The organism is Streptomyces sp. GB4-14, assembly GCF_022696125.1.
GTDB classification, from domain to species: domain Bacteria; phylum Actinomycetota; class Actinomycetes; order Streptomycetales; family Streptomycetaceae; genus Streptomyces; species Streptomyces werraensis.
Genome location: NZ_RZHO01000002.1, coordinates 6,516,966 through 6,542,858 on the forward strand (window position 1 = coordinate 6,516,966; position 25,893 = coordinate 6,542,858).

At 74.4% G+C, this 25,893-nt stretch carries 24 protein-coding genes and 1 pseudogene; 15 read left to right on the forward strand and 10 right to left on the reverse strand.

Annotation, left to right across the window (positions count from 1 at the left end):
• Nucleotides 1-49: 49 nt before the first annotated feature.
• Nucleotides 50-2,218 carry an FUSC family protein gene (locus ELQ39_RS31330; protein ID WP_242595293.1) on the reverse strand — a complete coding sequence of 723 codons (2,169 nt, stop codon included), beginning with the start codon at nt 2,216-2,218 and terminating at the stop codon, nt 50-52.
• A 252-nt stretch (nt 2,219-2,470) separates the two neighbouring features.
• Between ELQ39_RS31330 and ELQ39_RS31335 the strand changes: the two genes are divergently transcribed.
• Nucleotides 2,471-3,622: a DUF3103 family protein gene (locus ELQ39_RS31335; protein ID WP_242595294.1), complete on the forward strand. Its 1,152-nt coding sequence runs from the start codon at nt 2,471-2,473 to the stop codon at nt 3,620-3,622.
• A gap of 152 nt (nt 3,623-3,774) precedes the next feature.
• Nucleotides 3,775-4,242, forward strand: a complete 468-nt coding sequence (locus tag ELQ39_RS31340; RefSeq protein ID WP_190003345.1) for a universal stress protein — start codon at nt 3,775-3,777, stop codon at nt 4,240-4,242.
• A 10-nt stretch (nt 4,243-4,252) separates the two neighbouring features.
• On the opposite strand, the gene ELQ39_RS31345 is transcribed toward ELQ39_RS31340, so the two are convergent.
• Entirely contained in the window at nt 4,253-4,831 is a 579-nt protein-coding gene (locus tag ELQ39_RS31345) for a TetR/AcrR family transcriptional regulator (RefSeq protein ID WP_242595295.1), read from the reverse strand.
• 90 nt (nt 4,832-4,921) lie between these two features.
• Between ELQ39_RS31345 and ELQ39_RS31350 the strand changes: the two genes are divergently transcribed.
• Nucleotides 4,922-5,971, forward strand: a complete 1,050-nt coding sequence (locus ELQ39_RS31350; RefSeq protein WP_242595698.1) for a zinc-binding dehydrogenase — start codon at nt 4,922-4,924, stop codon at nt 5,969-5,971.
• Nucleotides 5,972-5,983: 12 nt separating this feature from the next.
• On the opposite strand, the gene ELQ39_RS31355 is transcribed toward ELQ39_RS31350, so the two are convergent.
• Both ELQ39_RS31355 and ELQ39_RS31360 read right to left on the reverse strand, forming a co-directional pair.
• Complete coding sequence (locus ELQ39_RS31355; protein ID WP_242595296.1) at nt 5,984-7,501, reverse strand: MFS transporter; 1,518 nt, start codon at nt 7,499-7,501, stop codon at nt 5,984-5,986.
• A gap of 146 nt (nt 7,502-7,647) precedes the next feature.
• On the reverse strand, nt 7,648-8,658 hold the full coding sequence (locus ELQ39_RS31360) for a LacI family DNA-binding transcriptional regulator (RefSeq protein ID WP_190003348.1): 1,011 nt from the start codon (nt 8,656-8,658) through the stop codon (nt 7,648-7,650).
• A gap of 164 nt (nt 8,659-8,822) precedes the next feature.
• Between ELQ39_RS31360 and ELQ39_RS31365 the strand changes: the two genes are divergently transcribed.
• From ELQ39_RS31365 to ELQ39_RS31395, 7 genes are all read left to right on the forward strand, one after another.
• Nucleotides 8,823-9,674 carry a phytanoyl-CoA dioxygenase family protein gene (locus ELQ39_RS31365; RefSeq protein WP_225644314.1) on the forward strand — a complete coding sequence of 284 codons (852 nt, stop codon included), beginning with the start codon at nt 8,823-8,825 and terminating at the stop codon, nt 9,672-9,674.
• Nucleotides 9,675-9,735: 61 nt separating this feature from the next.
• Complete coding sequence (locus tag ELQ39_RS31370) at nt 9,736-10,806, forward strand: sulfite oxidase (RefSeq protein ID WP_242595297.1); 1,071 nt, start codon at nt 9,736-9,738, stop codon at nt 10,804-10,806.
• A gap of 39 nt (nt 10,807-10,845) precedes the next feature.
• Nucleotides 10,846-11,805 (forward strand): Rieske 2Fe-2S domain-containing protein, encoded by a 960-nt coding sequence (locus tag ELQ39_RS31375; protein ID WP_242595298.1) that lies wholly within the window; start codon nt 10,846-10,848, stop codon nt 11,803-11,805.
• A complete protein-coding gene (locus ELQ39_RS31380) occupies nt 11,802-12,344 on the forward strand; it encodes a DUF1360 domain-containing protein (protein WP_225625342.1) in 543 nt (180 codons plus the stop codon). Before ELQ39_RS31375 ends, ELQ39_RS31380 begins: the two co-directional genes overlap by 4 nt.
• A gap of 132 nt (nt 12,345-12,476) precedes the next feature.
• Nucleotides 12,477-12,944, forward strand: a complete 468-nt coding sequence (locus ELQ39_RS31385) for a hypothetical protein (protein WP_242595299.1) — start codon at nt 12,477-12,479, stop codon at nt 12,942-12,944.
• Nucleotides 12,941-14,116 carry a zinc-dependent alcohol dehydrogenase gene (locus ELQ39_RS32605; protein WP_242595301.1) on the forward strand — a complete coding sequence of 392 codons (1,176 nt, stop codon included), beginning with the start codon at nt 12,941-12,943 and terminating at the stop codon, nt 14,114-14,116. The genes ELQ39_RS31385 and ELQ39_RS32605 overlap by 4 nt, the downstream gene beginning before the upstream one ends.
• Before the next feature lie 9 nt (nt 14,117-14,125).
• Nucleotides 14,126-14,815: a phosphodiesterase gene (locus ELQ39_RS31395; RefSeq protein WP_242595303.1), complete on the forward strand. Its 690-nt coding sequence runs from the start codon at nt 14,126-14,128 to the stop codon at nt 14,813-14,815.
• A 12-nt stretch (nt 14,816-14,827) separates the two neighbouring features.
• On the opposite strand, the gene ELQ39_RS31400 is transcribed toward ELQ39_RS31395, so the two are convergent.
• From ELQ39_RS31400 to ELQ39_RS31415, 4 genes are all read right to left on the reverse strand, one after another.
• Nucleotides 14,828-15,517, reverse strand: coding sequence for a hemerythrin domain-containing protein (locus tag ELQ39_RS31400; protein WP_242595305.1), 690 nt, complete (start codon nt 15,515-15,517; stop codon nt 14,828-14,830).
• On the reverse strand, nt 15,514-15,669 hold the full coding sequence (locus ELQ39_RS31405) for a hypothetical protein (RefSeq protein WP_242595307.1): 156 nt from the start codon (nt 15,667-15,669) through the stop codon (nt 15,514-15,516). The genes ELQ39_RS31400 and ELQ39_RS31405 overlap by 4 nt, the downstream gene beginning before the upstream one ends.
• A gap of 108 nt (nt 15,670-15,777) precedes the next feature.
• On the reverse strand, nt 15,778-16,311 hold the full coding sequence (locus ELQ39_RS31410; protein ID WP_225625338.1) for an SRPBCC family protein: 534 nt from the start codon (nt 16,309-16,311) through the stop codon (nt 15,778-15,780).
• A 93-nt stretch (nt 16,312-16,404) separates the two neighbouring features.
• A complete protein-coding gene (locus ELQ39_RS31415) occupies nt 16,405-17,283 on the reverse strand; it encodes a PhzF family phenazine biosynthesis isomerase (protein WP_225625337.1) in 879 nt (292 codons plus the stop codon).
• A 183-nt stretch (nt 17,284-17,466) separates the two neighbouring features.
• On the opposite strand from ELQ39_RS31415, the gene ELQ39_RS31420 reads away from it, so the two are divergent.
• Together ELQ39_RS31420 and ELQ39_RS31425 are read left to right on the forward strand one after the other, a co-directional pair.
• Nucleotides 17,467-19,785, forward strand: a complete 2,319-nt coding sequence (locus ELQ39_RS31420; RefSeq protein ID WP_242595309.1) for an FdhF/YdeP family oxidoreductase — start codon at nt 17,467-17,469, stop codon at nt 19,783-19,785.
• A 67-nt stretch (nt 19,786-19,852) separates the two neighbouring features.
• Nucleotides 19,853-20,980, forward strand: coding sequence for a hypothetical protein (locus ELQ39_RS31425; protein ID WP_242595311.1), 1,128 nt, complete (start codon nt 19,853-19,855; stop codon nt 20,978-20,980).
• A gap of 273 nt (nt 20,981-21,253) precedes the next feature.
• Here ELQ39_RS31425 and ELQ39_RS31430 read toward each other — a convergent pair.
• A pseudogene (locus tag ELQ39_RS31430) lies at nt 21,254-21,421 on the reverse strand (TetR/AcrR family transcriptional regulator); the annotation flags it as partial.
• Nucleotides 21,422-21,480: 59 nt separating this feature from the next.
• Nucleotides 21,481-22,344 (reverse strand): SDR family NAD(P)-dependent oxidoreductase, encoded by an 864-nt coding sequence (locus tag ELQ39_RS31435; protein WP_225625335.1) that lies wholly within the window; start codon nt 22,342-22,344, stop codon nt 21,481-21,483.
• A gap of 179 nt (nt 22,345-22,523) precedes the next feature.
• Between ELQ39_RS31435 and ELQ39_RS31440 the strand changes: the two genes are divergently transcribed.
• From ELQ39_RS31440 to ELQ39_RS31450, 3 genes are all read left to right on the forward strand, one after another.
• A complete protein-coding gene (locus tag ELQ39_RS31440) occupies nt 22,524-23,420 on the forward strand; it encodes a helix-turn-helix transcriptional regulator (protein ID WP_242595313.1) in 897 nt (298 codons plus the stop codon).
• A 307-nt stretch (nt 23,421-23,727) separates the two neighbouring features.
• Nucleotides 23,728-24,885, forward strand: a complete 1,158-nt coding sequence (locus ELQ39_RS31445) for a serine hydrolase domain-containing protein (RefSeq protein WP_242595315.1) — start codon at nt 23,728-23,730, stop codon at nt 24,883-24,885.
• 116 nt (nt 24,886-25,001) lie between these two features.
• Complete coding sequence (locus ELQ39_RS31450) at nt 25,002-25,841, forward strand: patatin-like phospholipase family protein (protein WP_242595317.1); 840 nt, start codon at nt 25,002-25,004, stop codon at nt 25,839-25,841.
• The last annotated feature ends 52 nt before the right edge of the window (nt 25,842-25,893 follow it).

The following is a 25,893-nucleotide window of genomic DNA, read 5'->3' on the forward strand; positions in this document are numbered from 1 at the left end:
CAGGAGAGGTGGCGGCGTGAGGCCGTACGGGTGACCGGACGCGCCGCCGTCACCGGGGGCCGTCTTCCACCGCGCTGCCCGGCCCGACGGCCGCCGTCAGGTCGGAGGCGAGGGAGTGCAGCCACACCTCCACGTCGACCAGATGCGACACGGACGGTGCCGGAAGCCGCGCCAGGATCCCCGGTGGCAGCGGCGTCGGCCGTGCCGTCACGCCGTCGGCCGGGAAGTGTGCCGCCCGCAGCGTCGCCGACACCACCTCGTCCGTCGCCTCCCGCGCCCAGGACGCCGCGTCGGACGGCCACGCCGTCCCCTGCGACCAGGGCAGCCAGTAGGCGCCGGTCAGCACGTGGGAGCCGAAGTTGAGCGCGGCCAGCCAGTCGGCCCCGCCGTCCGCCGCGCGCCGGGCCGGCGGCTCGGTGCGCAACTGCGTGTACGAGGCGTGGGCGATGCGCCAGTACCACAGCGCCCGCCGCAGCTCCGCGGCCGCGTCGGCGCGGGTGACGGGCGCGGAGCGCCCGGTCACCGCCCGCTCGACGGTGACCCGGACCAGCGGCGCGGTGGCGCGGAGCAGGGCGCCCGCGCTGCGCCGCATCTCGCCCCGGGCGCCGGCGGGCCAGGCCAGCACCCCGCACACCAGCCCGATCGCACTGCCCGTCAGCACGTCGACGATCCGGTCCTCCGCCAGCTCCCACGTCACGGGAGCGATCTGCGCGAACGCCGTGGACACCACCAGGGTGAACAGCCCCTGCCCCCAGGCGGGCCCGCCGACGGGCCCCGCCGAGAACGCCACCAGCATCGTCGGCACCAGCAGCGCGGCGTAGACCTCGGTCATGTCCCCGGCCGAGATCAGCAGGGCTCCGGCCGCCAGCGAACCGACCAGCGTCCCCACCGCCGCCGACCGCACCGCCGACCAGGTGGCGCCCGCCGTGGTGCGGCCCAGCGTCAGCATGCCCAGCAGCACCCAGAAGCCGTGCGACAGGTCCAGCGACCCCGCCACCAGCCGCGCCAGCGCCAGCCCGGAGGCCGTACGGACCGCGTTCTGGAACACGACGGAGCGCGGAGTGAGGTGGTCGGCGATCCGCACCCACCACAGCCGGGGCGTGGACGCGTCCGCGTACCAGAACTGCTCCGGCGGCAGCCCGGGCATCGACCGGCGCCGTCCCGTCGCCAGGGCGACCGCCGCGCTCGCCGTCACGGCGGACACCGCGGCGGCCAGCAGAGTCGACTGCCGCCGCAGCAGCGGGTGCGGGTCCTCGCGCAGGTCGGGAGGCACGCCCCGCACGGCCGCGTACCGCGCGATCATCTCCTCGAACCCTTCAGGGCCCGGCGCCGGGCGGGTGCCGCGCAGCGCGGCGGCCTCGTCGGCGCAGGCGGTGGCGAGACCGCGCAGCAGCATGGCCGACGGCAGGTCGAGCGGCGCGCGCAGCATCGGGGCGAGGACGGCGAGCAGGTCGAGGAATCTGCGGGTCGCGTAGCCGGCCTGGGCCAGCGCGCGGTCCCTCGCTCCCGCGCCGGTGGGCCGGCAGCCTGCGGCCGTCCGGGAGAAGCGCAGGTCCCGGCCCGCCGCCCGCAGCCGTTCGGCCGTCTCCCGGCCGTCGGCGCCGTCCCGTAGCAGGCCGTGCACCGCGTGCGCGGCGAGCTCCAGGCCCTCGGCGACCCGGCTGCGGTACGACGGCCGCCGGGGCTCCGGCAGCAGCAGCCGTTCGCAGAGGATCGTCAGCGTCGCGCCGACGGCGAGTCCGGCCAGCCGGTCCGGCAGCGTCCCGGGCGCGTACGGAGGGAAGCAGGCCAGGATGTAACAGAGCTGGAGCGCGGGCACGACACCCGTCGCCCGGGGCCCGATCGAGGCGCCCGTCACCAGCACGAAGCCCACGAGCAGCATGCCGAGCGTCGCCGACCAGGTCGTCGCCGCCAGATACGTGCCGAGCGTGATCAGCGCGGCGGCGGCCGGCACGGCACGCAGCACGGTGCCGGCGCGGCGGCGCCCCGCGCCGGGGAGCGGCGAGAGCAGCCCGAACGCGACGGGGACGAACAGCGTGTACAGGGCGAACACCGGCCGGTCCAGCAGGTGGACCGCGGGGTAGAACCCGGCGACGGCGGCGACCGTGACGCGGACCGCGCGCCGGGCCGCGCCCACGGACTCGGCCCGTGACGACGGCGCCGGCAGCAGAGCCCGCCAGGAACGCGCGTGCCCCTCAGGGTGTCCCCGGTGCCACATGGCGCACCATCCTGCCGGGCCCCGTGCGACGCCGCTCGCGGGCCGCACCGGCGTCCGCGGCGGGACCGCCCGGCCGGCCGACCGCGGCGGACGGCGCCCGGGTCGGGTGCGCGGGCCCTCTTGCGCGTCTGTCATGGCACCGTCATCATCGCTACTCGCGGGTATCTACCCGCATAGACACCCGCACGGTCACGCTCACGAGCTCCACACGCAGTGCCCTGTCGACCACTCGTCCCAGGAGGCTCGATCCACGTGAGACCCCGTCACCTCCGCCGCCGCGGCGCCCTCGCCGCCGCGGCGACGACTCTTGCCGTCCTGTGCGCCGGCCAGACCCTCGCCGCCCCGCAGGCCGCCGCGGCCCCCGTTCCTGCGCTCGGCCGGGAAGTCCGCGCCTCGACCGCGTCCGAGGTCCACACGGCCCAGGACGCGGCCGCGCGGGCGATCGCCGGCGCGCTCGCCGACCCGGGCTGGCGCGCCCGTGTCCGCAAGGCGGCCCTGGCCTCCGACGAGGTCGCCGTCACGGCCCTCGCCGACGGCGCCCTGCGGACGGCCCTCGCCGCGGCCGACCGCCGGATCGCCGCCGCCAAGGGCCTCGCCCCCGACGTCGGACCGCTGCTGCGGCTGCGGCTCGGCGACCCGTCGATGCGCGCCGCGCTCACCGCGGGGACGGAACCCTGGGTGGCCCCCGCCACCTCGGACGACGGCCCCGTCACCGCGTACGACGGCAAGGGCCGGACCCACACGCTCGACGCCCGCAAGGCCCCCGCGCGTCCCGTGTACGTCGTCGACATCGACGGCTCCCGGGCCCTGGCCGCCGGCCTGGACGTCCTCCACGAGGAACTCGCCCGCCGCGGCGTGCGGTCCGCCGGCCCGGCGTCCGAGCCGGAGCAGGCACGCTCCCGGGCCGCCGCCGCGGGCTTGTGGACCACGCGCATCACCGCGGTCTCCCTCTCCGACGACCAGGAACCCTGGATCAAGGGCGACGCCGAGATCTACACCCTCGTCACTGGCTTCGGGCACGACGGCAAGGTGCGGGTCGACCCGGTCGACATGCCGTATCTCGACAACGACGGCACTGTCTACCGGCCCCAGCAGATCCTGGTCAACTGGTCGTCGTACAAGTACGACCTGGCCGACGCCGTGATGATGGAGGAGGACGGCTCCACCAACTACCGCGACCTCGCCAAGGCCATCGCCGCCGTCCTGCTCACCGTGACCGACCAGGGCGCCTACACGCCGCTGGTGAACGCGCTGCTCGACGCGATCCCGGACGACTGGTGGACGGACGACCCGGACTACGTCGACTCCTGGTACACCCTCGCCCGCACCGACAGCGGCACCCGGTACGGGGCGCGAGGCAACGGCTGGATGACCCTCGAGCCGTACTTCGTGCAGGAACTCTGACCCCTCGGGGCCTCGTGGCGGATCCGTCCGCCGTGAGGCCCCGCTGCCCCGTCCGGACCCTCCGGGCTCGGCATCCGGAGCTTCCTGCCGGAGGCTGGGACCGGGCGGGGCGCGCGTCGGCCGCCCCTGGCCGTCGGGTGTGAGGAGGGACCGTGGACGATCAGGACCACATCGTGGTCGGGGTGGACGGTTCGCCGTCGTCGCGGGAGGCGCTGCGCTGGGCGGCCCGCCAGGCCGCGCTCACCGGAGGGACGGTGCTGGCGCTGACCTCCTGGGACTATCCGCAGTACCACGGCGCCCTCGGCTGGCTGCCGCCGTCGAGCGGTGACGAGGAGGCCCTGGAGGCCAGGGCGCGCGAGGACCTGACCCGGTGCGTCGGGGAGACGCTGGGCGCGCACGGGTCGGTGGAGGTCCGCACGGAGGTGCGGTACGGCACGCCGGCGAGCGTGCTGCTGCGCGCGGCCCGTGACGCGTCCCTGCTGGTGGTCGGCAGCCGCGGCCTCGGCGGCTTCGCCGGTCTGCTCCTCGGCTCGGTCGCCCAGCACTGCGTGCAGCACGCGGCCTGCCCGGTCGTCGTGGTCCGCGAGGACACCGTCACCGGCGTCGGCGAGGACGTCTGAGCGCCCCGGATCACCCGCGCACGGCCGCCCGCACCAGCTCCCGCGCCAGATCCGCGGCCGCCGCGACCGTCCCGGGGGCCAGGGGTCCGGTGGCCACCGCGCCCTCGTGCAGCACGAACAGCCGGGTCGCGAGCGTGGGGGGTTCGCAGCAGCCTGCCGCAGTGGCCAGCTCCTCGAACAGGCTCAGCAGCCACCGCTTCTGCTCCGCGGCGACACGGTGCCCGGGGTGCCGCGGGTCGGGCAGCTCGGCCAGGGCGTTGAGGAAAGCGCAGCCCCGGGTGTACCTCGACGTCCAGCTCCGCAACGCCTCGAACGGCGCGGTGACCGCCTCCTCGGCACTGCCGCCGGCGTCCACGGCGGCGCGGACCTCCGACCGCCAGCGCCGGTCGCGCTCGGCGAGGTAGGCCGCCACGAGGCCGTCCTTCGAGCCGAAGCGTTTGTAGAGCGTCCGCTTCGTCACGCCGGAGTGCTCGGCGATCAGGTCCACGCCGACCGCCGTGATGCCGCGCTCGTAGAACAGCTCCTCGGCCGCGTCGACGACGCGACGCCCGGCCGGCGTCAGGGGAGGCGCGTCACTGCCGCTGTCCATACGCACGGCCCTTCACTGATCGGTGTACGGTGGGACGAGAGGTATACAGATCAGTATACCCGTGAGGAGGTGAGGACCTTGTCCGAGCACATGCGCGCGGTACGGATCACACGGCACGGGGGACCGGAGGTGCTGGAGGTGACCGAGGTGCCGGTGCCCGTCCCGGGAGCCGGCGAGGCGCTGGTGCGGGTCGCGGCGGTGGCCCTCAACAACACCGACCTGTGGACCCGTGAGGGCGCCTACGGCCGGCCCGGCGACCCGGAGGCCCGCTCGGGCTGGCGCGGCCCCGTCGCCTTCCCCCGTATCCAGGGCGCCGACGTGGCCGGCCGGGTCGAGGCCGTGGGCCCCGGCGGCGACGCGTCTCTCGTCGGCCGCCGCGTGGTGGTCGACCCGGCGCTCTACGACGGCGACGGCCCCGACGCCCACCCGGTGGGCCTGATGGGCAGCGAACGCGACGGCGGCTACGCGGATTTCGTCGTGGCCCCGCTGGAGCGCCTGCACGACGTCACCGGCTCCCCTCTCACCGACGACCAGCTCGCCTCCCTGCCCACGGCCTACGGCACGGCGCTCGGCATGATCGAACGCGGCCGGGTGCGCGAGGGGGAGACCGTCCTGGTGACGGGCGCGTCCGGCGGCGTCGGGCTCGCGGCGGTGCAGATCGCACGCGCCCGGGGCGCCCGCGTGGTCGCCGTCAGCAGCGGCCCGAAGACCGACGCCGTACGCGGGGCGGGCGCGCACGCCGTCGTCGACCGGGCGGGGGACGTCGTCGCGGGGATCCGCACCGCCGCTCCCGAGGGCGTCGACGTCGCGCTGGACGTCGTCGCCGGGGACCTGGTGAGCGAGGCGGTGCCACTTCTGCGCGAGGGCGGACGCTGGGTGGTCGCCGGGGCGCTCGGCGGCTACCGGGTGACCCTGGACGTACGCCGCCTCTATCTGCACAACGCCCAGGTGATCGGCTCCGCGATGCACACGCCCGCCCACTTCGGCCTGCTCATGGACATGGCCCGGCGGGCCGCCGTCGAACCGGTCGTCGCCGCCGCGTACCCGCTGGAGCAGGCGGCGCAGGCACAGGAGGAACTCGCCCGCAGGAAGCACATCGGCAAGATCGTCCTGCACCCGGGGACACCGGCGACGCGCTGACCGGCCGGGGAGTCAGAGGGACCGGGAGTGCACGGGGCTGTTCGCGACCTCCTCCGGGCACTTCCCGTGCGCCGCGCGCCTGCGCCGGTCGCGCAACCAGTCGTACGCTGCCAGCGCCAGCGACGTCGACATCGTCGCCAGGGCCGCGCACAGCGCCACGAACAGGGCCACCTGGAAGTCGTCGCTGCGGCCGAGCACCATGTAGAAGAGGCCCGGCAGGGCCGCCGTGCCCACCGCCGCGCCGAGCCGCTGCCCCGTCTGCAGGGCGCCGCCCGCCGCTCCCGCCATCCGCACCGGCACGTCCCGCAGCGTCATGGTGATGTTCGGCGAGACGACGAACCCGCCGCCGATGCCGCCGACGAACAGCGCCGGCGCGGCGAGCCAGGGCGCGTGGTCCAGCGGTGCGAAACGCAGCAGCAGGGCAGCCGCGCCGAGACCCGCGATCACGCCGGTGAGACCCCACACGGTCAGCAGTCGCCCGAACCGGTCGACGAGCCGCCCCGAGACGACGGCAGCCCCCGCCGAACCGATGGCGAACGGCGTCACGGCGAGGCCCGACCCCAGCGGGGAGTAGTGCAGGCCGTGCTGGTAGAACAGCGCGAACACGAGCCAGACGCCGCTGAAGCCGACGAAGTACAGGGTGCCGACGCCCGCGCCGATGGCGTACCCGCGCACGGTGGAGAACAGACGCGGGTCGAGCAGCGGGGTCGTCCCCCGGGCCAGCAGCCTCCGCTGCCGCCGCACGAACACGGCGAGCACCGCCGCGCCGACGGGGAACAGCCACCACAGCCGGCTCAGACCGCCCGACTCCGCCTGCACCAGCGGATACATGAACGCCAGCACGCCCAGACCGAGCAGCAGCACACCCGGCACGTCCACATGGCCCCGCCCCGACTTCCGGGTCCGCGGCAGCAGGCGGCGGCCCAGCAGCACGGCGAGGACGCCGATGGGCACGTTGACGTAGAAGATCCAGCGCCAGCCCTGCATCCCGTCGGCCAGGGCGAGAATCGCTCCGCCCACGATCGGTCCGGAGGCGGAGGAGATGCCGACGGTCGCGCCGAAGTAGCCGAACGCCCGGCCGCGTTCGGCGCCGCGGAACATCTGCTGGATCAGCGCCGAGTTCTGCGGCGCCATGAAACCCGCCGCCAGACCCTGCGCGAGACGCGCCACGACCAGCAGGGTGATGCCGGGGGCGGCGCCGCACGCCGCGCTGCACAGCACGAAGCCGCACAGGGCGATCAGGAAGATCTTCCGCCGGTCCAGCGCGTCCCCGAGCCGTCCCGCCGTGACGAGGGCGAGGGCGAAGGTGAGCGCGTACCCGGACACCACCCACTGCACCTCGGCGGGGGAGGCGCCCAGGTCGTTCTGCACGGTGGGCAGCGCGACCGCCACGATCGTGACGTCCAGCAGGCTCATGAACCCGGCGACCAGCGTCACCCACAGCGCCCGCCACCGGCGCGGATCCGGCTCGTACGCGTCCCCCTGGGCACCGGGCTGCCGGTCACCCGACCCTGACGCCGACGCTGTCACATGCAGTCCTCTCGCACGGCCCGACAGGGCGCACCTCCCACGAGGCGCACGGCCCGAACAGGGCGAACATGTTCCCCGGCCGGGCCCGGCGCACACCCGGCATTCCGCAAAAGGCCATCGGTGTGCCCGCACTTCCGGGCGCGCGATCAGCCTCCGGTGCTTCCCCGCACCACCAGGCGGTGCGGGACCGTGAGGTCGGCGGCCTGCACGTCGTTGCGCGGGCTGTAGATGCGGTCGGCCAGGCACTGCAGGGCCCGCGCCGCGATCTGCCCCTTGTCGGGGGACACGGTGGTGAGCGTCGGCCGGCCGAACCGCCCGTCCTCGATGTCGTCGAACCCCACGACGGCGACGTCCTCCGGCACCCGCAGCCCCCGGACGTGCGCCGTGTGCAGGGCGCCCAGCGCCAGCTCGTCGCTGAAGGCGAACACCGCGTCCGGCTCGGCGCCGGCGTCGAGCAGCTCGGCCATCGCCCGGGCGCCGTCGGCCCGGTGCAGCGCCGGCACCGGGCGCTCCCACTCGGGACGCGGGGAGACACCGGCACGCCGCAGCGCCCTGCGGTAACCCTCGGCGCGCAGCTCCGCCGTGCCGTTGCGCAGATGGGGCTGGAGACCGATCGCGGCGACACGGCGGCGGCCCAGCGACAGCAGATGCGCGGTGGCCTCCTCGGCCGCGGCCACGTTGTCCACGGCGACCCGGTCCGCCAGTCCCTGCGGACTGCGCTCCCCGAGCAGCACCACGGGCAGCGGGCGGGCGGCCGCCGTGATGTCCTCGGCGGGCAGCGCCCAGGGGCTGATGATCAGACCGTCCATCACCCGGCCGCCGTCACCGGTCAGCAGTCGCCGCTCGGCCTCGGCGTCGCCCCGCGTCTGGTCGATGACCACCGTCCACGACCGGCGGCGCGCCTCGTCCACCAGCAGCCCGGCCAGCTCGGCGAAGTAGGGCGAGTGCAGCTCCGGGATCGCCAGGCCGATGATGCCGGTACGGCCGGCCCTGAGGCTGCGCGCCGCCAGGTTGGGGCGGTAGCCCAGCTCGTCGATCGCCTCCTGCACCCGGCGGCGGGTCTCCGGCGCCACCCGGGCCGACCCGTTCACCACGTTCGACACCGTGCGCGCCGACACCCCCGCGCGCGCCGCCACGTCCTTCAGGCTGCTGCTCACCCGCACATCGTGGCATGCGCCGCCCACCAGGGGACCAGGCACCCACGACCGGTCGCGGACGCAATCCGCCCCGAGGTATTGCCACGTTGAAATCAACGATGCAACGATGCCCTCGGCGGGCATCCGGCACATGCCCGCCGAGCGGTTACTGCAAGGAGGCATCCATGAGCCCGCACACCCACCCCGCCGTCACCCCGGACGCGCTCGACCTCGACGTCACGGCCGACGTCGAGGCCCTCTACGAGGACGGCATCACCGCACGCAAGGGCGCGTTCACCCCCGAGTGGGCCGACCGGCTCCGCGAGGACATCGAGGCCGCTTTCGAGGAGGCGCGGAGCCGTCCGGGCGGCGCGGTCGGCCGCGGCCCCCACCGCTACTACGTGGAGATCCACCCCGAGCAGCTGCGCGGCTTCGTCGACCTCGCCGACCACCCCTGGGTGCGCTCCCTCTGCACGGCGGTCCTCGGCCCCGACTACCGCATCGTCGAGGTCGGCTTCGACGTGCCGCTCGAGGGCGCCGTCAACCAGCCGTGGCACCGAGACTTCCCGATGCCCGAGGAGACCCGCGCCGAGCGGCGGCTGACCTCGCTGGCGTTCAACGTCACCGCGGTCGACACAGAGGAGGACATGGGCCCCTTCGAGATCGCGCCCGGCACCCAGTGGGACGACAGCCCGGAGTTCGGACACGGCATGTTCCCGCCCCGCTCGCACTACCCGCGCTACGAGGAACGGGCGGTGCGCAAGTACCCGCGGCGCGGCGACATCTCGGCGCGCTCCGCCCTGACCGTCCACCGCGGCACCCGCAACCACTCCGCGAAGTCCCGCCCCGTGCTGGTGCTGGGCGTCGACGGACCCGAGGCGACCAACGGCGAGCGGCACGACGCGGCGGTCACCCGCGGCTACTGGGAGAGCCTTCCGGAGCGGGTGCGGCGCCACCTGGACTGCGAGGTGGTGGACGTGCTGCGGCCGATCACGCAGAAGCACACGATCGAAGGGCTGGTCATGGGGGACGCCTGAGTTGCGGGCCGGGGACGCGCGTGACCGGGCGCGTCCCCGGCCACAGGCGGACAATCGCGGCATGGGCATGTGGGGCAAGCGGGACGACATGGTGGTCCACGGCCGGGAGCCGTTCAACGCGGAGCCGCCCGCGGCGGCCCTGGCCGGCGAGGCGGTCACGCCCGTCGACGCCTTCTACAGCCGCAACCACGGCCCGGTGCCCCGACTCGACCCGGCCGGCTGGCGGCTCACCGTCGACGGCCTGGTGGCGCGCCCGCTGCGGCTGACCCTGGACGCCCTGCGCTCCCGCTTCGACGCGACTGAGGCGACCGTCACCCTCCAGTGCGCGGGCAACCGGCGCACCGACCTGACCTCCGTGCGCGCCATCCCAGGGGAGACCCCGTGGGGGCCGGGCGCCCTCTCCACCGCCAGGTTCCGCGGGGCGCGCCTCGCCGACGTGCTCGACCGCGCCGGCATCGCCCCGGACGCTGCCCACGTCGCCTTCCACGCCCCCGACGTCTCCGCGTCCGCCGACCCGCCCCAGCCGTACGAGGTGTCGGTCCCGCGCGACCGCGCGCTGGCGCCGGACGTGCTGCTCGCCTGGGCGATGAACGGCGCCCCGCTGCCTCCTGTTCACGGCGCGCCCCTGCGGGTGGTCGTGCCGGGCTGGATCGGCGCCCGCAGCGTCAAGTGGCTCACCCGTGTCACCGCGCGCACCACCCCCTCCGACGGCTACTTCCAGGCCACCGCCTACCGCCTCCCCCCGGCCGGCGGCGACCCCGAGGGCGTCGCCCTCGGCCCCCTTCCGCTGAACTGCGCCGTCCTGACCCCCGCCGACGGCGCCGTGCTGCCGTCCGGTCCGGCCGAGGTCACCGGATACGCGCTCGCGGGCGAAGGACGCACCGTCGCCCGGGTCGAGGTGTCCCTGGACGGCGGACGCGCCTGGTCCCGCGTGGCCCTCGAGGAACCCGCGGGGCCGGGGGCGTGGCAGCGGTGGCGCACCACCCTCGGCCTGCCGGCCGGTGACGTGCACGTCCTGGCCCGCGCGTGGGACTCCACCGGCGCGGGCATGCCCGAGTCCCCGGCCTCGGTGTGGAATCCCAAGGGGTACGTCACCAACTCCTGGCCCCGCGTGCGGCTGCACGTCCGCTGACCGCTGTTTGCCCGCCGCGCGCCGGGAAACTCAGCGCCCATGAGCAAGAAGCCTGGACGTCGCCTCCTCGGACAGAACCGTATGCTGTGGCTGCTGGACGCGCTGGAGCGCGACCCCGGCCGCGACCAGCTGATCGACGCGCTCGGCGCACGCGTCCGCGCGCTGCCGCTCGGCCGCGTCCGGGACGTGCTCCACGGCACGTGGCTCGGCCACCCCGTACACCCCATGGCCATCCACCTGCCCATCGGCAGCTGGATGTCGGCCGCCGTGCTGGACCTCAAGCCCGGCCGGTCCCGGCAGGCGGACCTCCTGGTGGCCCTCGGCCTGACCGGGGCCGTCCCCGCCGCCGTGTCGGGCCTCGTCGACTGGGCGGAACTCCGCCGCGAGCAGCAGCGCGTGGGCCTCGTGCACGCCGCGGCCAACACGGCCGCCGTGGGCCTCTACGGCGCCTCCCTCGTGCTGCGCCTCACCGGCCGGGGCGGCAAGGGACGCGTCCTCGGGTACCTCGGGCTGACCGCGGTCGGCGCCGGCGGCCTGCTCGGCGGCCATCTGGCGTACCGGCAGGCGGCGGGCGTCAACCACGCCGAGGAGGTGCCGCACGTCGTGCGCGACGGCTGGCACCGCGTCGGCGGCGTCGACGACTTCCCGGCGGGGGAACCCGTGCGGTGCGTCGTGGACGACGTGCCCGTGCTGGTGGTGCGGGAGACCGGCGGAGAGGTGCACGCGCTCGCCGAACGCTGCAGCCACCTGGCGGGGCCGCTGTCCGAGGGAACGGTCGCCGACGGATGCGTACGCTGCCCCTGGCACGGCAGCGTCTTCCGGCTCTCCGACGGCTGGAACGTGGAGGGCCCCGCCACCGCGCCCCAGCCCGCCTTCGACACGCGGGTGGTCGACGGGCACGTCGAGGTGCGGCTGCCGGGCGACGGCGTACCGGACACCGTGGACGGCCGGGCGACGGCCGGGGCGACGCCGGGGACGGACGGAGGACGGACGTCGTGACCAGGACGGCCGAGGGCGGTGCCGTGTCCCGGGTGAAGGGGATGCTGCGCCGCGTCGAGCACACGTACGCGCAGGACGGCGAGCGTCCGATCCGCGGTTATCTCGTCGCCATGTCGGCGTTCGCCGCCTACACCACGAGCTGGGCCCTGCTGGTGCGTCGGCGTGGCCGTCCGCTGCCGGACCGGCCGGTGCCGTGGGACGTGGCACTGACCGCTGTCGCCACGTTCCGGCTGAGCCGGCTGCTGAGCAAAGCGTCGGTGACGAGCCCGCTGAGGGCCCCCTTCACGACCTTCGTCGGTCCGCAAGGGCCCGCGGAACTGCACGAGGAGGCGCGGTCCGACGACCGCAGGGCCACGGTCGGCGAGCTGGTGACCTGTCCCTTCTGCGTGAGCGTCTGGGTCGCCTCCAGCCTCACGGCGGGACAGCTCCTGTGGCCGCGCGCCACCCGCACCGCCATGGGGGCCCTGACCGCACTGGCGGGCGCGGACGCGCTGCAACTGACGTACGGCGCCTTGGTGGACAGGACGACCGGTGACTGACCACGGCCGTGCGTGCCCAGGGTCTCCGGCCCGGTCCGGGTCCGTCGCCGACGTCGGCCCGTCGCCGTTTCACCGCACCCGCGGCGGAAGCCCGGCGCGCACGATGTGGCCTGTTCGAGCAGGAGGCAGTACATGAAGAGGGCGTTGTGGATGGTTCCGGTCGCCGCCGTCGGCGTCGCGGCGGCCCGGAAGGCCGGGACGGCGGCATCAGGGGGCGACGACCGGGAGGGCGACCGATGGCTCACGGTGACGGTCAACCTCCCCGAGGAGGACGTCCGCCAGGACGGCAAGCTGCCCGGGCCACTGGAACGGCTCGCCGACCGCGTCGACGTACGGACGCGGCCCGCGCCGGGTGACCGCGGCACGGAACTGGCCGCCCGGCTCAAGGAGCCGACCCCGCCCGCCTCGGCCTCCGTGCCCGCACGTCTCGCCGGGCAGGACCCGCGGCAGGAGGTGCGGCGCGCGCTGCGCGAGGCGAAGGCCCTGCTGGAGACCGGGGAGGTCATGCTCCCCGACACGCCGCCGACGACCCGGCCCACACCGGGCGGCCGGCTCGTCGGACTGTTCAGCCGCCGCTCCGGCGGGGAGGGAGTGCTGTGAAGGCCCTGTGCTGGGAAGGCGTCAACAAGCTGTCGGTCGAGCAGGTTCCCGACCCGGAACTGCGCAACGACCAGGACATCGTCGTGCGGCTCGTCGCGGGCACCACCTGCGGCTCCGACCTGCACCTCATCGGCGGGTACATCCCGGCCATGCGGGCCGGCGACGTCATCGGCCACGAGTTCGTCGGCGAGGTCGTCGAGACCGGGTCCGCGGTACGCCGCCACGAGGTGGGCGACCGGGTCGTCGTCTCCTCGTTCGTCGGCTGCGGCCGCTGCTGGTACTGCGCCAACGACCTGTGGTCGCTGTGCGACAACACCAACACCAATCCCGGCGTCGGGCAGGCGCTGTTCGGCTACGAGACGGCCGGCATCTTCGGCTACTCGCACGCCATGGGCGGCCTGCGCGGCAGCCACGCCGAGTACGTGCGCGTCCCGTTCGCCGACCACGGCGCCTTCACCGTTCCCGAGGGCGTCGACGACACCAGCGCTTTGTTCGTCTCGGACTCCCTGCCCACCGGATGGATGGGGGCGGACCTCGGCGGCGTGAAGCCCGGCGACGTGGTGGCCGTCTGGGGCTGCGGAGCCGTCGGGCAGATGGCGGCGCGGGCGGCGATCCTGCTGGGTGCGGAACGCGTCATCTCCATCGACCGCATCCCCGAACGCCTGGAGATGACCGAGCGGTACGTCGGTGCGGAGACCATCGACTACACCACCACCGATGTGGCCGCGGAACTGCGCGAACGCACCGGCGGGCGCGGCCCCGACGTGTGCATCGAGGCGGTCGGCATGGAGGCCCACAGTGACGGCCCCATGCACCTGTACGACCAGGCGAAGCAGCAGCTCCGCCTCCAGACGGACCGCCCCACCGCCGTACGCCACGCCATCCACGCCTGCCGCAAGGGCGGCACCGTGTTCGTCCTGGGGGTCTTCGCGGGCGCCGTCGACAAGTTCCCGCTCGGCGCGGTGATCAACAAGGGGCTCACCGTACGCGGGGCGCAGATGCACGGCCAGCGCTACATCCCGATGCTCCTCGACCGGCTCGCCGCAGGGGAGATCTCCACCGCCCACCTGGCCACCCACTCGGTGTCCCTCGACGACGCCCCCACCGCGTACGACATGTTCAAGCACAAGACCGACGGCTGCGTCCGCGCGGTCATCCGCCCCGGGCTCTGAGGGACGTCCGTGGCAGGCGTGCGCGACACCGCCCTCCGGGCCGCCGAACGGGTGGCCCGGTGGCGGGACGCGCCCGCCGTCCACCCCACCGGGGTGCTGTGCTCCGGCACCTTGCATGTGGCAGGCCGCGGCGACCGCCCGTGGGGCGAGCCCTGGCTGGACCGGCACGCCTCCTATCCGGCGATCGTGCGCTGGTCCCACGCCCTGGGCACGCCCGGACGGCTGCCGGACGCGCTCGGCCTGGCCGTCCGCGTCGAGGACGCGGGAGGACCGGACCGGCCGCTCGACCTGCTGTTCACGTCCAGCGGCGCGGGCCGCCTCGGCCGCCATGTGCCGCTGCTCCGCCCCGACGCCCTCACCGGGCCGTACTCCACGCTGCTGGCGTACCGGACGGGGGAGTGCGAGCGGGTGCTCGCGGCCTTCCCGATGCTCGATCCGCCGCACACGCCGCGACCGACCCTGTGGCAGGAACTCGCCTGCCGCCCCCTCATGTTCCGGCTGTGCGCGGCCGCGAGCGACGAGCCTTGGCGGCCGTTCGCATCCCTCACCCTCGAAGCGGTGCACCCGGCCCCCGCACAGACCACGGTGTCGTACGACCCCGTCACGCACAGCCTCCCCGGTCTGCGCCCGGCCGGGCGCCTGAACCGGCTGCGCGACGCCGCGTACGCCGGCTCCCGCCGCGGACGCGGCGCCGCGTGATCCGTTGCTGTCTCAGCGGTGCCGGCGGGCGGCACGCACCGCCAGCACCGCCGCGCCTCCCGCGGCGAGCGCACCCGCCACCGCCAGGGAGGCGCGGCGGACGGCCGGGCCGCTGCCCGGCGCCAGGTCCCGCAGCCGGTCGAAGACGCTGAGCGGGACACCGCGCAGCGCGTTCCCCGGCGGACGCCGGGGAACGCCGGGGTGCGGCCGTGTGGGGGCGGTCGCCCGTACGGCTTCCCAGGCGGCCCCGATACGCCGCAGCTTGCGGTCGTCGAACGCCGTCCGCAGCCGCGGCAGCAGCTCGTCCTCCTCGTCGCGGATGTCCTCCCGGATCAGCGCGAACGCCTGCTGGATCCACTCCGCGCGCCGGGGATCGTCGGGGGAGTGCTCGATCCGGGCGATCAGTTCGTTGATCGCCTGGTGCTCCTCCTCCACCTGGCGGGTGAGCGTTTCCCCGTCGGGTGAGACGCGCCGCAGCAGCGGCCACAGCACGGTCTCCTCCGCGAAGGCGTGACTGAACACCAGCTGGACGATGTCCAGCCAGAGCCCGTCGAGTTCGCCGGGCGGGAGATCCTCGGCCTGGTAACGGTTCATCATCGCGTCGAGCCGTGCGTGGTCCCGGCGCTGCCGCATCAGGATGCTGTCGTCACCACCGAGCGCATCGGTGTCCTGCTCGGAGATCGACACGGCGGGCGCGGTCACGGCTGTCCTCCGGACGCGCCGCCGGAGTCCTGGCCGTCCCCGTCGCCGGGCGTCTCCTGGTCGCGGGTCTCGTCCTCCTCGGGGTGGACGTCCTTCTCGCCCGTCTCCTGCTCCAGCGGGTGGGTGAGGTCCTTGTCGTCAGGGGTGCTCATGGGGGGCTCCTCGGGTCGGTTCCGCGTGCCGGGTTCCCCGGACGCGCGGGACCGCGCAGGGCGAATCCGAGTTTTTCCCCGGGATTTCCCGCTGCTCGGGGCGGAGGTTCAGCCGACCGGCCAGCCCGCGACCCGGCTCCGTGCCGGCTTCTCCTCCTGGGGCCGCACCTGCCCCTTGCGGATGACGCCGCGCCAGGCGCCGGACTCCTGGCCCACCCCTTCGATGAACTGCTTGAAGCGGCCCAGCTCGGACCGGACCAGCCGTGGCGTCATCGGCGTCCGGTGCAGCAGGTGCCGTCGCGTCGGCCGGGCCAGGGACCGCAGGCGCACCACGATCTCCGTGCGGTTCGGTGCGAGAGCGCGGAACGCGACCTCGCCCCGGTGCCCGGCCCAGCGGCCGAGGCCCTGCCACGCGATCAGCTCGTCGGGATGCTGTTCGACGACCTCCGCCATGTACGTCCGGGACACCCACCCGGTGCCGATCTCCCACCGGGTGAGGTTCGGGCGGAGCTGTTCGACGCCCCTCACCCAGCGCATGAAGCGGGGGAAGGTCTTGAACTGGGTCCACTGGTTGTAGGCGGTGTGCACGGGAACGGCGACCTCGATCGCCTCTTCGACGGACTGCGCGGCTGCTGCAGGCATGGCCCCACCTGTCGTTCGGGTTTCTTCCTCAGTGTGCCCCGCATGCCGCACCGCTACTACGCGTGTCCGCGCGGCCGCCCGCCGCGTCCGCCGTCAGCCGATCCGCACGCCCGCCCCGCTGACCCGCACCCGGGGGTCGCCCGCGCGCAACGTCACCCTGAGCTCACCGGGACGGCCCAGGTCCTCGCCCTGACGCAGCAGGAGGACGGCGTCCTCGGGCACCAGACCCAGCTCACGGACGTACCCGCCGAACGCGGCGGCCGCCGCCCCCGTCGCCGGGTCCTCGACGACACCGCCCACGGGGAACGGGTCCCGTACGTGGAACAGTGTCGGCGACTCCCGCCACACCAGCTGCACGGTGGTCAGGTCCAGACGGTGCATCAGCGTTTCGAGACGCGCGAAGTCGTAGTCCAGATCGGCCAGACGGGCGCGGGTGGCCGCCGCCAGCACCAGATGGCGTGCGCCGGCGTACGCGATACGCGGAGGGAACGCCGGGTCGAGGCCGGAGGAGGGCCAGTCCAGCGCGGCGAGCGCCTCCGTCAGGTCGGCGTCGGCGACCTCCTCGATGTGCGGCTCGACGCTGGTGAGCGTGGCCCGCAGCGTGCCGTCCTCCGCCGCCGTGACATCGACGGGCACCGGTCCGGCCTGCGTCGCGAACAGCAGCGGCCCCGGACCCTGCCGCTCGGCGAGCGCGACGGCGGCCGCCACGGTCGCGTGCCCGCAGAACGGCACCTCGGCCCTGGGACTGAAGTAGCGGATCCGGTACGTCCGTCCCTCCGGGCCGTCCAGCCCCTCCGGCGGGGCGGTCAGGAAGGCGGACTCCGAGTACCCGAGCTCGGCGGCGACGGCCAGCATCTCCCCGTCGTCCAGTGCACTGGCGTCCAGCACCACCCCGGCGGGGTTGCCGCCCGCGGGGTCGCTGGAGAAGGCGGTGTAACGCAGCACCTCGGGCCGCGACGCGCTCTTTGTCATACGCCCGACAACACGGGCGGAGATCGTGATGTTCCCTGGGCCGCCGAAGGGGAACCCGAGCCCCGCGCTTCCCCCGGCCGCCCCCGAGGGCCGGGGCCACCCCATCGGCGGAAGATCGTGTGGCCGCCCCCCGGCGGGAGCGTGAGACTGGAGGGTGTCCGCGTGTCCGGTGAAGGAGAGTCCATGCCCGAGCGGCCCGACGACGGTTCCCAGGAGCGGCTCACCGTGACACCGCCCAAGCAATGGGCCACGGGAGCGCCCGCGGTGATGCACGCGCTGCAGTACTCCCTCGAGCAGACCAGCCCGGTGCGCACCGGGCAGACGCTGCTGACCATGAACCAGGTCGACGGCATCGACTGCCCCGGCTGCGCGTGGGCCGACCCGGCTCCGGGGCAACGGCACCGCAACGAGTACTGCGAGAACGGCGCCAAGCACATCAACGACGAGGCGACCACCCGTCGGATCAGCCGCGACTTCTTCCGCGAGCACCCGGTGTCCGAGCTCGCCCGCCGCTCCGACAAGTGGCTCAACGACCAGGGCCGGCTCACCGAACCCATGGTCAAGCGGCCCGACTCGGACCACTACGAACCGATCAGCTGGCACGACGCCTTCGGACTGCTCGCCCGGGAACTCACCTCCCTGGACTCGCCCGACGAGGCCGTCTTCTACACCTCGGGCCGCGCCAGCAACGAAGCCGCCTTCGTGCTCCAGCTGTTCGCCCGCGCCTTCGGCACCAACAACCTGCCCGACTGCAGCAACCTGTGTCACGAGTCCAGCGGTTACGCCCTCCACGAGACCCTCGGCACCGGCAAGGGCACGGTCAGCCTGGAGGACATGCACCACGCCGACCTGATCTTCGTCGTGGGGCAGAACCCCGGCTCCAACCACCCCCGCCAGCTCTCCGCCCTGGAGGAGGCCAAGCGCAACGGCGCCCGCATCATCGCGGTGAACCCGCTGCCCGAGGCCGGGCTGCTGCGCTTCAAGAACCCGCAGAAGCCGCGCGGCATCATCGGCCGCGGCACTCCCATCGCCGACCGTTTCCTGCAGATCCGCGTCGGCGGCGACCTCGCCCTGTTCCAGGGTCTCAACCGGCTGCTCCTGGAGGCCGAGGACGCCCGCCCCGGCACCGTGCTCGACCACGACTACATCCGGAACAACACCGAGGGGTTCGAGGCGTTCGCCCGGCACATCCGCTCCGTCGACTGGGACGACGTCGTCGCGGCGACCGGTCTCACCCGCCAGGAGATCGAGCAGGTCCGCGACGAGGTGCTGCGCTCCGAACGCGTCATCGTCTGCTGGGCGATGGGCATCACCCAGCACAAGCACGCGGTGCCCACCATCCGCGAGTTCGTCAACTTCCTCATGCTGCGCGGCAATCTGGGCCGCGCGGGCGCCGGAGCGTGCCCCGTGCGCGGCCACAGCAACGTGCAGGGCGACCGGACCATGGGCATCTGGGAGAAGATGCCGGACGCCTTCCTGGACGACCTGCAGAAGGAGTTCGGCTTCGACCCGCCGCGCCACCACGGCTACGACTCGGTCAACGCGATCCGCGCGATGCTCGAGGGCCGCGTCAAGTTCTTCCTCTCCCTCGCCGGCAACTTCGTCCGCGCCGCACCCGACAGCATGGTCACCGAGGAGGCCATGCGCGCCTGCCGGCTGACCGCCCACATCTCCACCAAGCTCAACCGTACGCACACCGTCTGCGGCCGCACCGCGCTGATCCTGCCGACCCTCGGCCGGACCGAACGGGACGTGCAGTCCGGCGGCGAGCAGTTCGTCACCGTGGAGAACTCGATGAGCGAGGTCCACACCTCGCGCGGACGCCTCCAGCCGGCTTCCCCCCTGCTGCTCAGCGAGGTCGCCATCCTCTGCCGCCTCGCCCACCGCACCCTCGCCGGGCGCGGCCCCGACATCCCCTGGGGCGTGTTCGAATCGGACTACGGCGAGATCCGCGACCGCATCGCCAACGTCGTGCCGGGGCTGCACGACTTCAACCGGCGCGTGGTGCGCCCCGGCGGCATCCGGCTGCCGAACGCCGTCAACGAGGGCGTGTTCCACACCGAGGCCGGCAAGGCGCGGTTCACCCGCAACGAGCACGAGGCGCCCAGCGTCCCGGACGGCCACCTGCTGCTGCAGACGCTGCGCTCCCACGACCAGTGGAACACCGTGCCCTACACGGACAACGACCGCTACCGGGGCATCCACGGCAGCAGGCGCGTCGTCCTCGTCAACCCCGACGACCTCACCGAGCTGGGACTCGCCGACGGGGACCGCGTCGACCTGGTGGGAGTGTGGAAGGACGGCGTGGAGCGGCGCGCCGACGGCTTCACCGTCGTCGCGTACCCGACGAAGACCGGAACGGCGGCTGCCTACTACCCGGAGACCAATGTCCTGGTGCCCCTGGACAGCGTCGCCGACGGCAGCAACCAGCCCGCCTCGAAGAGCGTGATCGTCCGCCTGGAGCCCGCGCCCCGGCCGGCCCCGGTCTCCGTCCCCGGCTGACCGTGCGGCGGCGCGCGGGCCGCCGCAGGATGGGAACAAGGGGGCCGGCGACCCGGAAGGTGCGGTGATGGGCGACAACGCGGACGACATCGAGCGCGACGACACCGCGTACGACGACTCCGAGTACGACGACTCCGCGTACGACTACTCGGAATACGGCGACGTCGAGGCCGACGGCAACGGCAAAGGCGCGGTCGAGGTCGAGGGAGCCTACGAGGCGCCTGACGAGGAGACCGTGCCCCGGCCTCCGGCCACCCCGACGGACACGGACGTGTTCCTCGACGTCCCGCTTCTCAAGGTCGACGAGATCGACCTGGACGTCGAGGATCTCCGCGCGCATGTGTCGCTCCAGGCCGAGGTGCTCGACCTGTTGAAACTGAGCGTCGGCGCGGACGTCTCCCTCGGCCGGGTGCACCTGGGCATCTCGGGGGTGGAGGCCCGGGCGCAGCTCAGGGTGCGCCTCGACAACGTGGCCGTGATCGTCAACCGGGTGCTCACCACGGTGGACCGCAACCCGGAGATCCTCACCGAACTGGCCCGTGGCGTGGGCGCCGCCGTGCAGGACGTCGGCGGCGGAGCGCGCGAGGCCGTCGGCGCGGTGGGCCAGGGCGCCGGACGGGCGGTCCAGGACGTCGGCGCCGGCGCGGGCGGCGCGGTCCGCGACGTGGGCCGCGGCGCGGGCGGAGCCGTCGAGGAGGTCGGCCGGGGCGCCGGAGGCGCGGTGCGGGACGTGGGCGCGGGAGCCGGGGGCGCGGTGCGGGATGTCGGCGCCGGTGCCGGCGAAGCCGTGCAGGAGGTCGGCGCGGGGGCAGGGGAGGCCGTGCAGGGCGTCGGCGCGGGGGCCGGGCAGGCCGTGCAGGGTGTCGGCGGTGTCGCGGAGGACGTCGGACGCGGTGCCGGGGCGGCCGTCGAAGAGGCCGGCGGGGGAGTGAAACGTACCGTCGAGGGTGTCGGCGCGCAGGCCGGTCAGGTCGTCGAGGGGGCGGGGGAGACCGCCACCGGGGCTGCGGGACAGGTCGCGGGCACGGCGGGACGAGCGGCGCCCGCCCGCAAGGCGACCCGGTCGGCCGCGAAGAAACGCACGGCCGCCGAGGGCGCCACCCGTGGACGCCGGGCGCGCGGCGAGGACGGGAAGCTGCCTCCGAGGCCGGCCCGTCGGCGCGCGCCCGCGGAGGAACCCGAGGAACCGCCGTGAACGAGTGACGTCCAGGACGGCGAACCGCAGGACATCACCTTCCACTCCACGGTCCACGCGGACCGCCTCCGCTTCACCGCCCCGCCCCGCACCGCCGTCCGCTTCCCGGGCTCGGGCGAGCGCACATCGCTCAGCCGGAGCGACCGCACGAACCTCCCCCGCACGGTCGAGCCGGACGAGGACTACCGCGACGTCACGGTCCACTACCGCCTGGAGACGGGTGTGCGGGAGCCTTGGGAGCCGGCATCCGACTGACCGGACACCGTGGGCCCGTCAGATGAGCGGCCAGGTGCGCAGCGCCGCGTCCGCCATGGCCTGGAGCTCGCCGCGGCCGATCCCGCTCGCCGCCTGGACGGCGATGCCGAAGGCCAGGGTCGTGACGTAGCGGGCGAGCAGTGCCGGGTCGGCACCGGGCGGCAGGTCGCCCTCGGCGACTGCGCGTTCGAGGGCGTACGGACGGGGCGGGCCGCCGCAGCCGGCGACCCGCCCCGTCCCGGGGGTCACGCGGCGGCGGGGTGGTCCGTCGCCGGTGCCGTCGCGGCCATGGCGTCCAGGTTGTCCTGCAGGGCCCGCACCTTGGCGGTGGCGTAGGCGTGCGAGTCGCTGCCCAGCAGCTGGCGCAGCGGGCCCTCGCCGGAGACGACACGCTCGATCACGGCGGCGGCGCCCTTCACCGGGTCGCCGAGCTGCTTGCCCTGCAGCTCCAGGTGCTGGGCGATCATGTCGCGGATCGCCGGGTAGTGCTCGGTCGTGGTCTGCGGCAGGGCCAGGGAGTCACGGGTGAGGAAGTCCGTGCGGAAGTAGCCCGGTTCGACGATCGTGACGTCGACGCCGAAGCCGGCGACCTCCGCGGCGAGGGCCTCGCTGAGGCCCTCCAGGGCGAACTTGCCCGCGCAGTACAGCGCCCAGCCGGGCACGGCCGTCAGGCCGAGGACGGACGACACGTTCACGATGTGGCCGGACCGCTGCGCGCGGAGCACCGGCAGGGCGGCGCGCAGCACGTTCCAGACGCCGACGACCTGCACGTCGAGCATGTCGCGCACGTCCCGGTCGCCGGTCTCCTCGACGGCGGCGAGGTAGCCGTAGCCGGCGTTGTTCACGACGACGTCCAGGCCGCCGAAGCGCTCGGTGGTCTTCCGTACGGCGGCCGACACCTGCTCCTCGTCGCGCAGGTCGACGGTGAGGGGCAGCAGCCGGGAGGTGTCGACGTCGTCGCCGAGGGCCGCCAGCAGCCGCTCGGTGGACCGGGTGGTCGCGGTGACCGCGTCGCCGCGTTCCAGCAGTTGCCTGACCAGGTCCAGTCCCAGACCGCGGGAGGTGCCGGTGACGAACCAGGTGGCGGGCCGGTCGGTGGGGTAGGCCATGATGCTCAGTCCTTGTGTCGGGAGCGGATCCGGATCCGCTGTTCGCGGCCGGTGACTCCACAGTGGGCCGCGCAAGCGCCCCGTGGGCCGCCCTGTCGGGCCCCGCGGGGACCCGGACGCGGCAGCCTAGGACTCGGAGGGCCAGGTGACGTGGAGCCGGATGAGCCACACTGGAGGACGTGGCCGAGACGAACCGTGAACTCGCCGACTTCCTGCGCAGGGCGCGGGCTCAGGTCGACCCCTCGCGGGCCGGCCTCCCCCCGGACAGCCGGGTCCGCCGTGTGCCGGGCCTGCGCCGTGAGGAGGTCGCCCTGCTCGCCGGGGTGTCCACCGACTACTACACCCGGCTCGAGCAGGGCCGCCGTATCACCCCGTCACCCGCCGTGGTCGAGGCCCTCGGACGCGCCCTCGACCTCGACGAGGCCGGCCGGGCCCACCTCCAGGACCTCTTCGGCCTCACCGCCGCCTCCGCGCGCGGCCCTCGCCGCCCGCCCGCCGTGCAGCGGCTGCGTCCCGGACTGCACCAGCTGATCGACGCGCTCGACGGCGAACCGGCCCTGGTCCTGGGCCGGCGCACCGACATCCTCGCCGCCAACCGCATGGCGCGCGCCCTCTTCGCCGACTTCGAGCGCAAGCCGCGCCCGGAGCGCAACTACGCGCGCTGGATGTTCCTCGACGAGGCGGCCCGCGACCTCTTCACCGACTGGGAGGACCAGGCCCGCACCGCCGTGGAGAGCCTGCGCCTCGAAGCGGGCCGCGACCCCCACGACCGCGCCACCACCGAGCTGATCGCCGAACTGCGCGAGCGCAGCCCCGACTTCGACCGCTGGTGGGAACAGCACCGCGTCCACCAGCGCACCCACGGCTCCAAGCGCCTGCGCCACCCGGTCGTCGGCGACCTGACCGTCGAGTACGAGACCCTCACCCTGCCGGGCGACCCGGACACCACCCTCTTCGTCTACACCTGCGAGGCGGGCTCACCGTCGCAGCGGGCCCTGGACCTGCTGGCCGGCTGGACCCTCACGGGTCCGCCCGCCGGGACAGGCCGCCAGGAGCAGCATCCCGGGCGTCCCTGACGGCCCCCGGCCGGGCCCTTGTCACAGAAGTCCCACGATGCAGCGGCGTGCCCATACCGCCCTGGCCGGGCGCGAACGCGAGTGCCGGACCGTCGACGGTCTCCTCGCGGACGTGTCCTCCGGAAGCCCCGCATCTCCTCCCGTACCCAACTCGCACAGGACCGCGGGCCGTTGGAGCGCTGAGCCGGCCTCCGTGCGGCCTCGTCGGTAGCGCTGGGGGTACCGCGATCCGGGGGCTGGCGGGACTGACTCCCCGGGGCCGGCACCGGCATCGTTTCCGGTGCCGACCCACGGAGAAGGAGTACCGGTGCCACGGAACAAGAAGTCCATCCTGCGCGGAAGTCTGCTCGTCGTCGCGGCCGCGGGCCTGCTCAGTACCACGGTCACGGGAGCCGCGAAGGCGGATCCGCCCTCGCGCTCGCCCCTCCAGCAGAGCCTCGACCGGCTGGTGACAGCGGAGAAGTTCCCGGCCGCGCTCGCCTGGACCAGCAAGGACGGCCGCACCACCTCACTCGTCGCGGGCTCCTCGCGGCTCGGCCGCAAGACGCCTGTCCCACGCGACGGCCAGGTCCGCGCGGGCAGCAACACCAAGACCTTCACCGCCGTCGTGGTGCTGCAACTGGTCGCCGAGGGCAAGGTCCACCTGGACGCGCCCGTCGAGCGGTACCTCCCCGGGCTCGTGCGCGGCAAGGGCATCGACGCACGGAAGATCACCCTCCGGCACCTGCTCCAGCACACCAGCGGGCTGCCCAACTACACCGAGCACATAGGGCTGGAGCACTTCGAGAACGTCCAGCACCGGTTCTTCCACCCGCACGATCTGCTCGCCGCGGCCCTGGCCCACCCGGCGAAGTCCGCCCCCGGCGCCAAGTGGGATTACAGCAACACCAATTACCTGCTCGCGGGACTGGTCGTCGAGCGGGTGACGGGACGCCCCGTGCAGGAGGAGATCACCGAACGCGTCATCAGCACAGCGCGTCTGCGCCACACCTACTGGCCCCGACCCGGCGACCAGGGCATCCGCGGACCGCATCCGCACGGCTACGCCCTCGCGCGTCTCGACGACGACCGCGTGGTCGACGCGACCGAGATGGACCCCTCCTGGGGAGGTGCGGCCGGACAGCTGATCTCCACCCCGAGCGACCTCGCCCGCTTCACCCGCGCCCTGCTCGACGGCGAGCTCCTGCCGCCCGAGCAACTGGCGGAGATGCGGAGGACGGTCGCCGCCCCCGTGCTGCCGGGATGGCGGTACGGACTGGGCGTCGTCAGCGTCCCGCTGAGCTGCGGCGGGGTGTACTGGGGGCACGGCGGTGACATCGACGGCTACGAGACCCGCGGCGGCGCCACGGACGACGGCCGCTCCGTCGGTCTGGCGGTGACCGCGCTGCCGGGGACGTTCGGCGGCGACGAGGAGAAGGCGGCGCTGGCCGTGATGGACGCCGTCGACACGGCGTTCTGCGAGTGACGACTCTCCCCGGGCGGGCTCATGGGGAGTGCCCCCCGGTTCGCTGGTACGCTCCCATGCGAATCGGGGAGTGGTCCCCGTTTGACGTCTGTCATGGGCAGGGGAGAGGAGGAGCCGTGCCGGACAAGGCCCTTGTGCTGGGCGGCGGCGGGCCGGTGGGCGGAGCCTGGCTGACGGGGATGCTCGCCGGTCTCACCGAGGCGGGCGTCGATCCCGACGCCGCCGACGTCCTGATCGCCACCTCCGCCGGCGCCGTCTTCGGCGCACGCCTGCGCTGCGGCACCCCGGCGTCGGTGCTGTACGAGCGCCAGCTGTCCGGCGCCGACGCCGTCCGTCTGCCGGTGACGGCACGCCGGACGGCACGCTTCCTCTGGGCGGCCCTCGGCTCCCGTGACCCCGAGCGTTCGATCGCACGGCTGGGGCGGACGGCTCTGCGCGCCCGGACCGGGCCCGAGTCGGACGTGTTCGACACGGTCGGCCGGCTCCTCGGCGAGGTGCGCGACTGGCCGGATCGTGAGCTGCGCATCACGGCCGTCGACGCCCGGACCGGGGAAGTGGCGTCGTTCGACGCGCGCTCCGGGGTGAAGCTGCTCGAAGCGGCCGCGGCCAGTTGCGCCGTCCCCGTCGTCTGGCCCCCGGTCACCGTCGCGGGCCGGCGCTGGATGGACGGAGGCAGCCGCTCCACCGCCAACCTCCAGCTCGCGCACGGCAGCCGACGGGTGCTGGCCATCGTGCCGATCCCGCGGGCGGTGGGGCCGCATCCGAGCGCCGCCGGCCAGGCCGCGCGGCTCACGGAGGACGGCGCTCGCGTCGTCCTGCTGTGCCCGGACGAGGACGCCCGCCGCGCGATGGGACGCAACATGGCCGACGCGGCACGGGGACCGGCCGCGGCACGGGCGGGGTACGAGCAGGCCCTCCGGGCCGTCGCCGAGGTGGCCGACGCCTGGGGCCGCTGACACCCGCGCCGCCACCGACGGCCGTGTCGGAACGGAAACGCCGTAGCAGCCC

Excerpts from the sequence above, each read along its gene's own strand:
- ELQ39_RS31330 (WP_242595293.1), bottom strand. The coding sequence starts at position 2,218 with ATGTGGCACCGGGGACACCCTGAGGGGCACGCGCGTTCCTGGCGGGCT.
- ELQ39_RS31345 (WP_242595295.1), bottom strand. The coding sequence starts at position 4,831 with ATGGACAGCGGCAGTGACGCGCCTCCCCTGACGCCGGCCGGGCGTCGC.
- ELQ39_RS31350 (WP_242595698.1), top strand. The coding sequence starts at position 4,922 with ATGCGCGCGGTACGGATCACACGGCACGGGGGACCGGAGGTGCTGGAG.
- ELQ39_RS31365 (WP_225644314.1), top strand. The coding sequence starts at position 8,823 with ATGAGCCCGCACACCCACCCCGCCGTCACCCCGGACGCGCTCGACCTC.
- ELQ39_RS31370 (WP_242595297.1), top strand. The coding sequence starts at position 9,736 with ATGGGCATGTGGGGCAAGCGGGACGACATGGTGGTCCACGGCCGGGAG.
- ELQ39_RS31375 (WP_242595298.1), top strand. The coding sequence starts at position 10,846 with ATGAGCAAGAAGCCTGGACGTCGCCTCCTCGGACAGAACCGTATGCTG.
- ELQ39_RS31385 (WP_242595299.1), top strand. The coding sequence starts at position 12,477 with ATGAAGAGGGCGTTGTGGATGGTTCCGGTCGCCGCCGTCGGCGTCGCG.
- ELQ39_RS31405 (WP_242595307.1), bottom strand. The coding sequence starts at position 15,669 with ATGAGCACCCCTGACGACAAGGACCTCACCCACCCGCTGGAGCAGGAG.
- ELQ39_RS31410 (WP_225625338.1), bottom strand. The coding sequence starts at position 16,311 with ATGCCTGCAGCAGCCGCGCAGTCCGTCGAAGAGGCGATCGAGGTCGCC.
- ELQ39_RS31415 (WP_225625337.1), bottom strand. The coding sequence starts at position 17,283 with ATGACAAAGAGCGCGTCGCGGCCCGAGGTGCTGCGTTACACCGCCTTC.
- ELQ39_RS31420 (WP_242595309.1), top strand. The coding sequence starts at position 17,467 with ATGCCCGAGCGGCCCGACGACGGTTCCCAGGAGCGGCTCACCGTGACA.
- ELQ39_RS31425 (WP_242595311.1), top strand. The coding sequence starts at position 19,853 with ATGGGCGACAACGCGGACGACATCGAGCGCGACGACACCGCGTACGAC.
- ELQ39_RS31435 (WP_225625335.1), bottom strand. The coding sequence starts at position 22,344 with ATGGCCTACCCCACCGACCGGCCCGCCACCTGGTTCGTCACCGGCACC.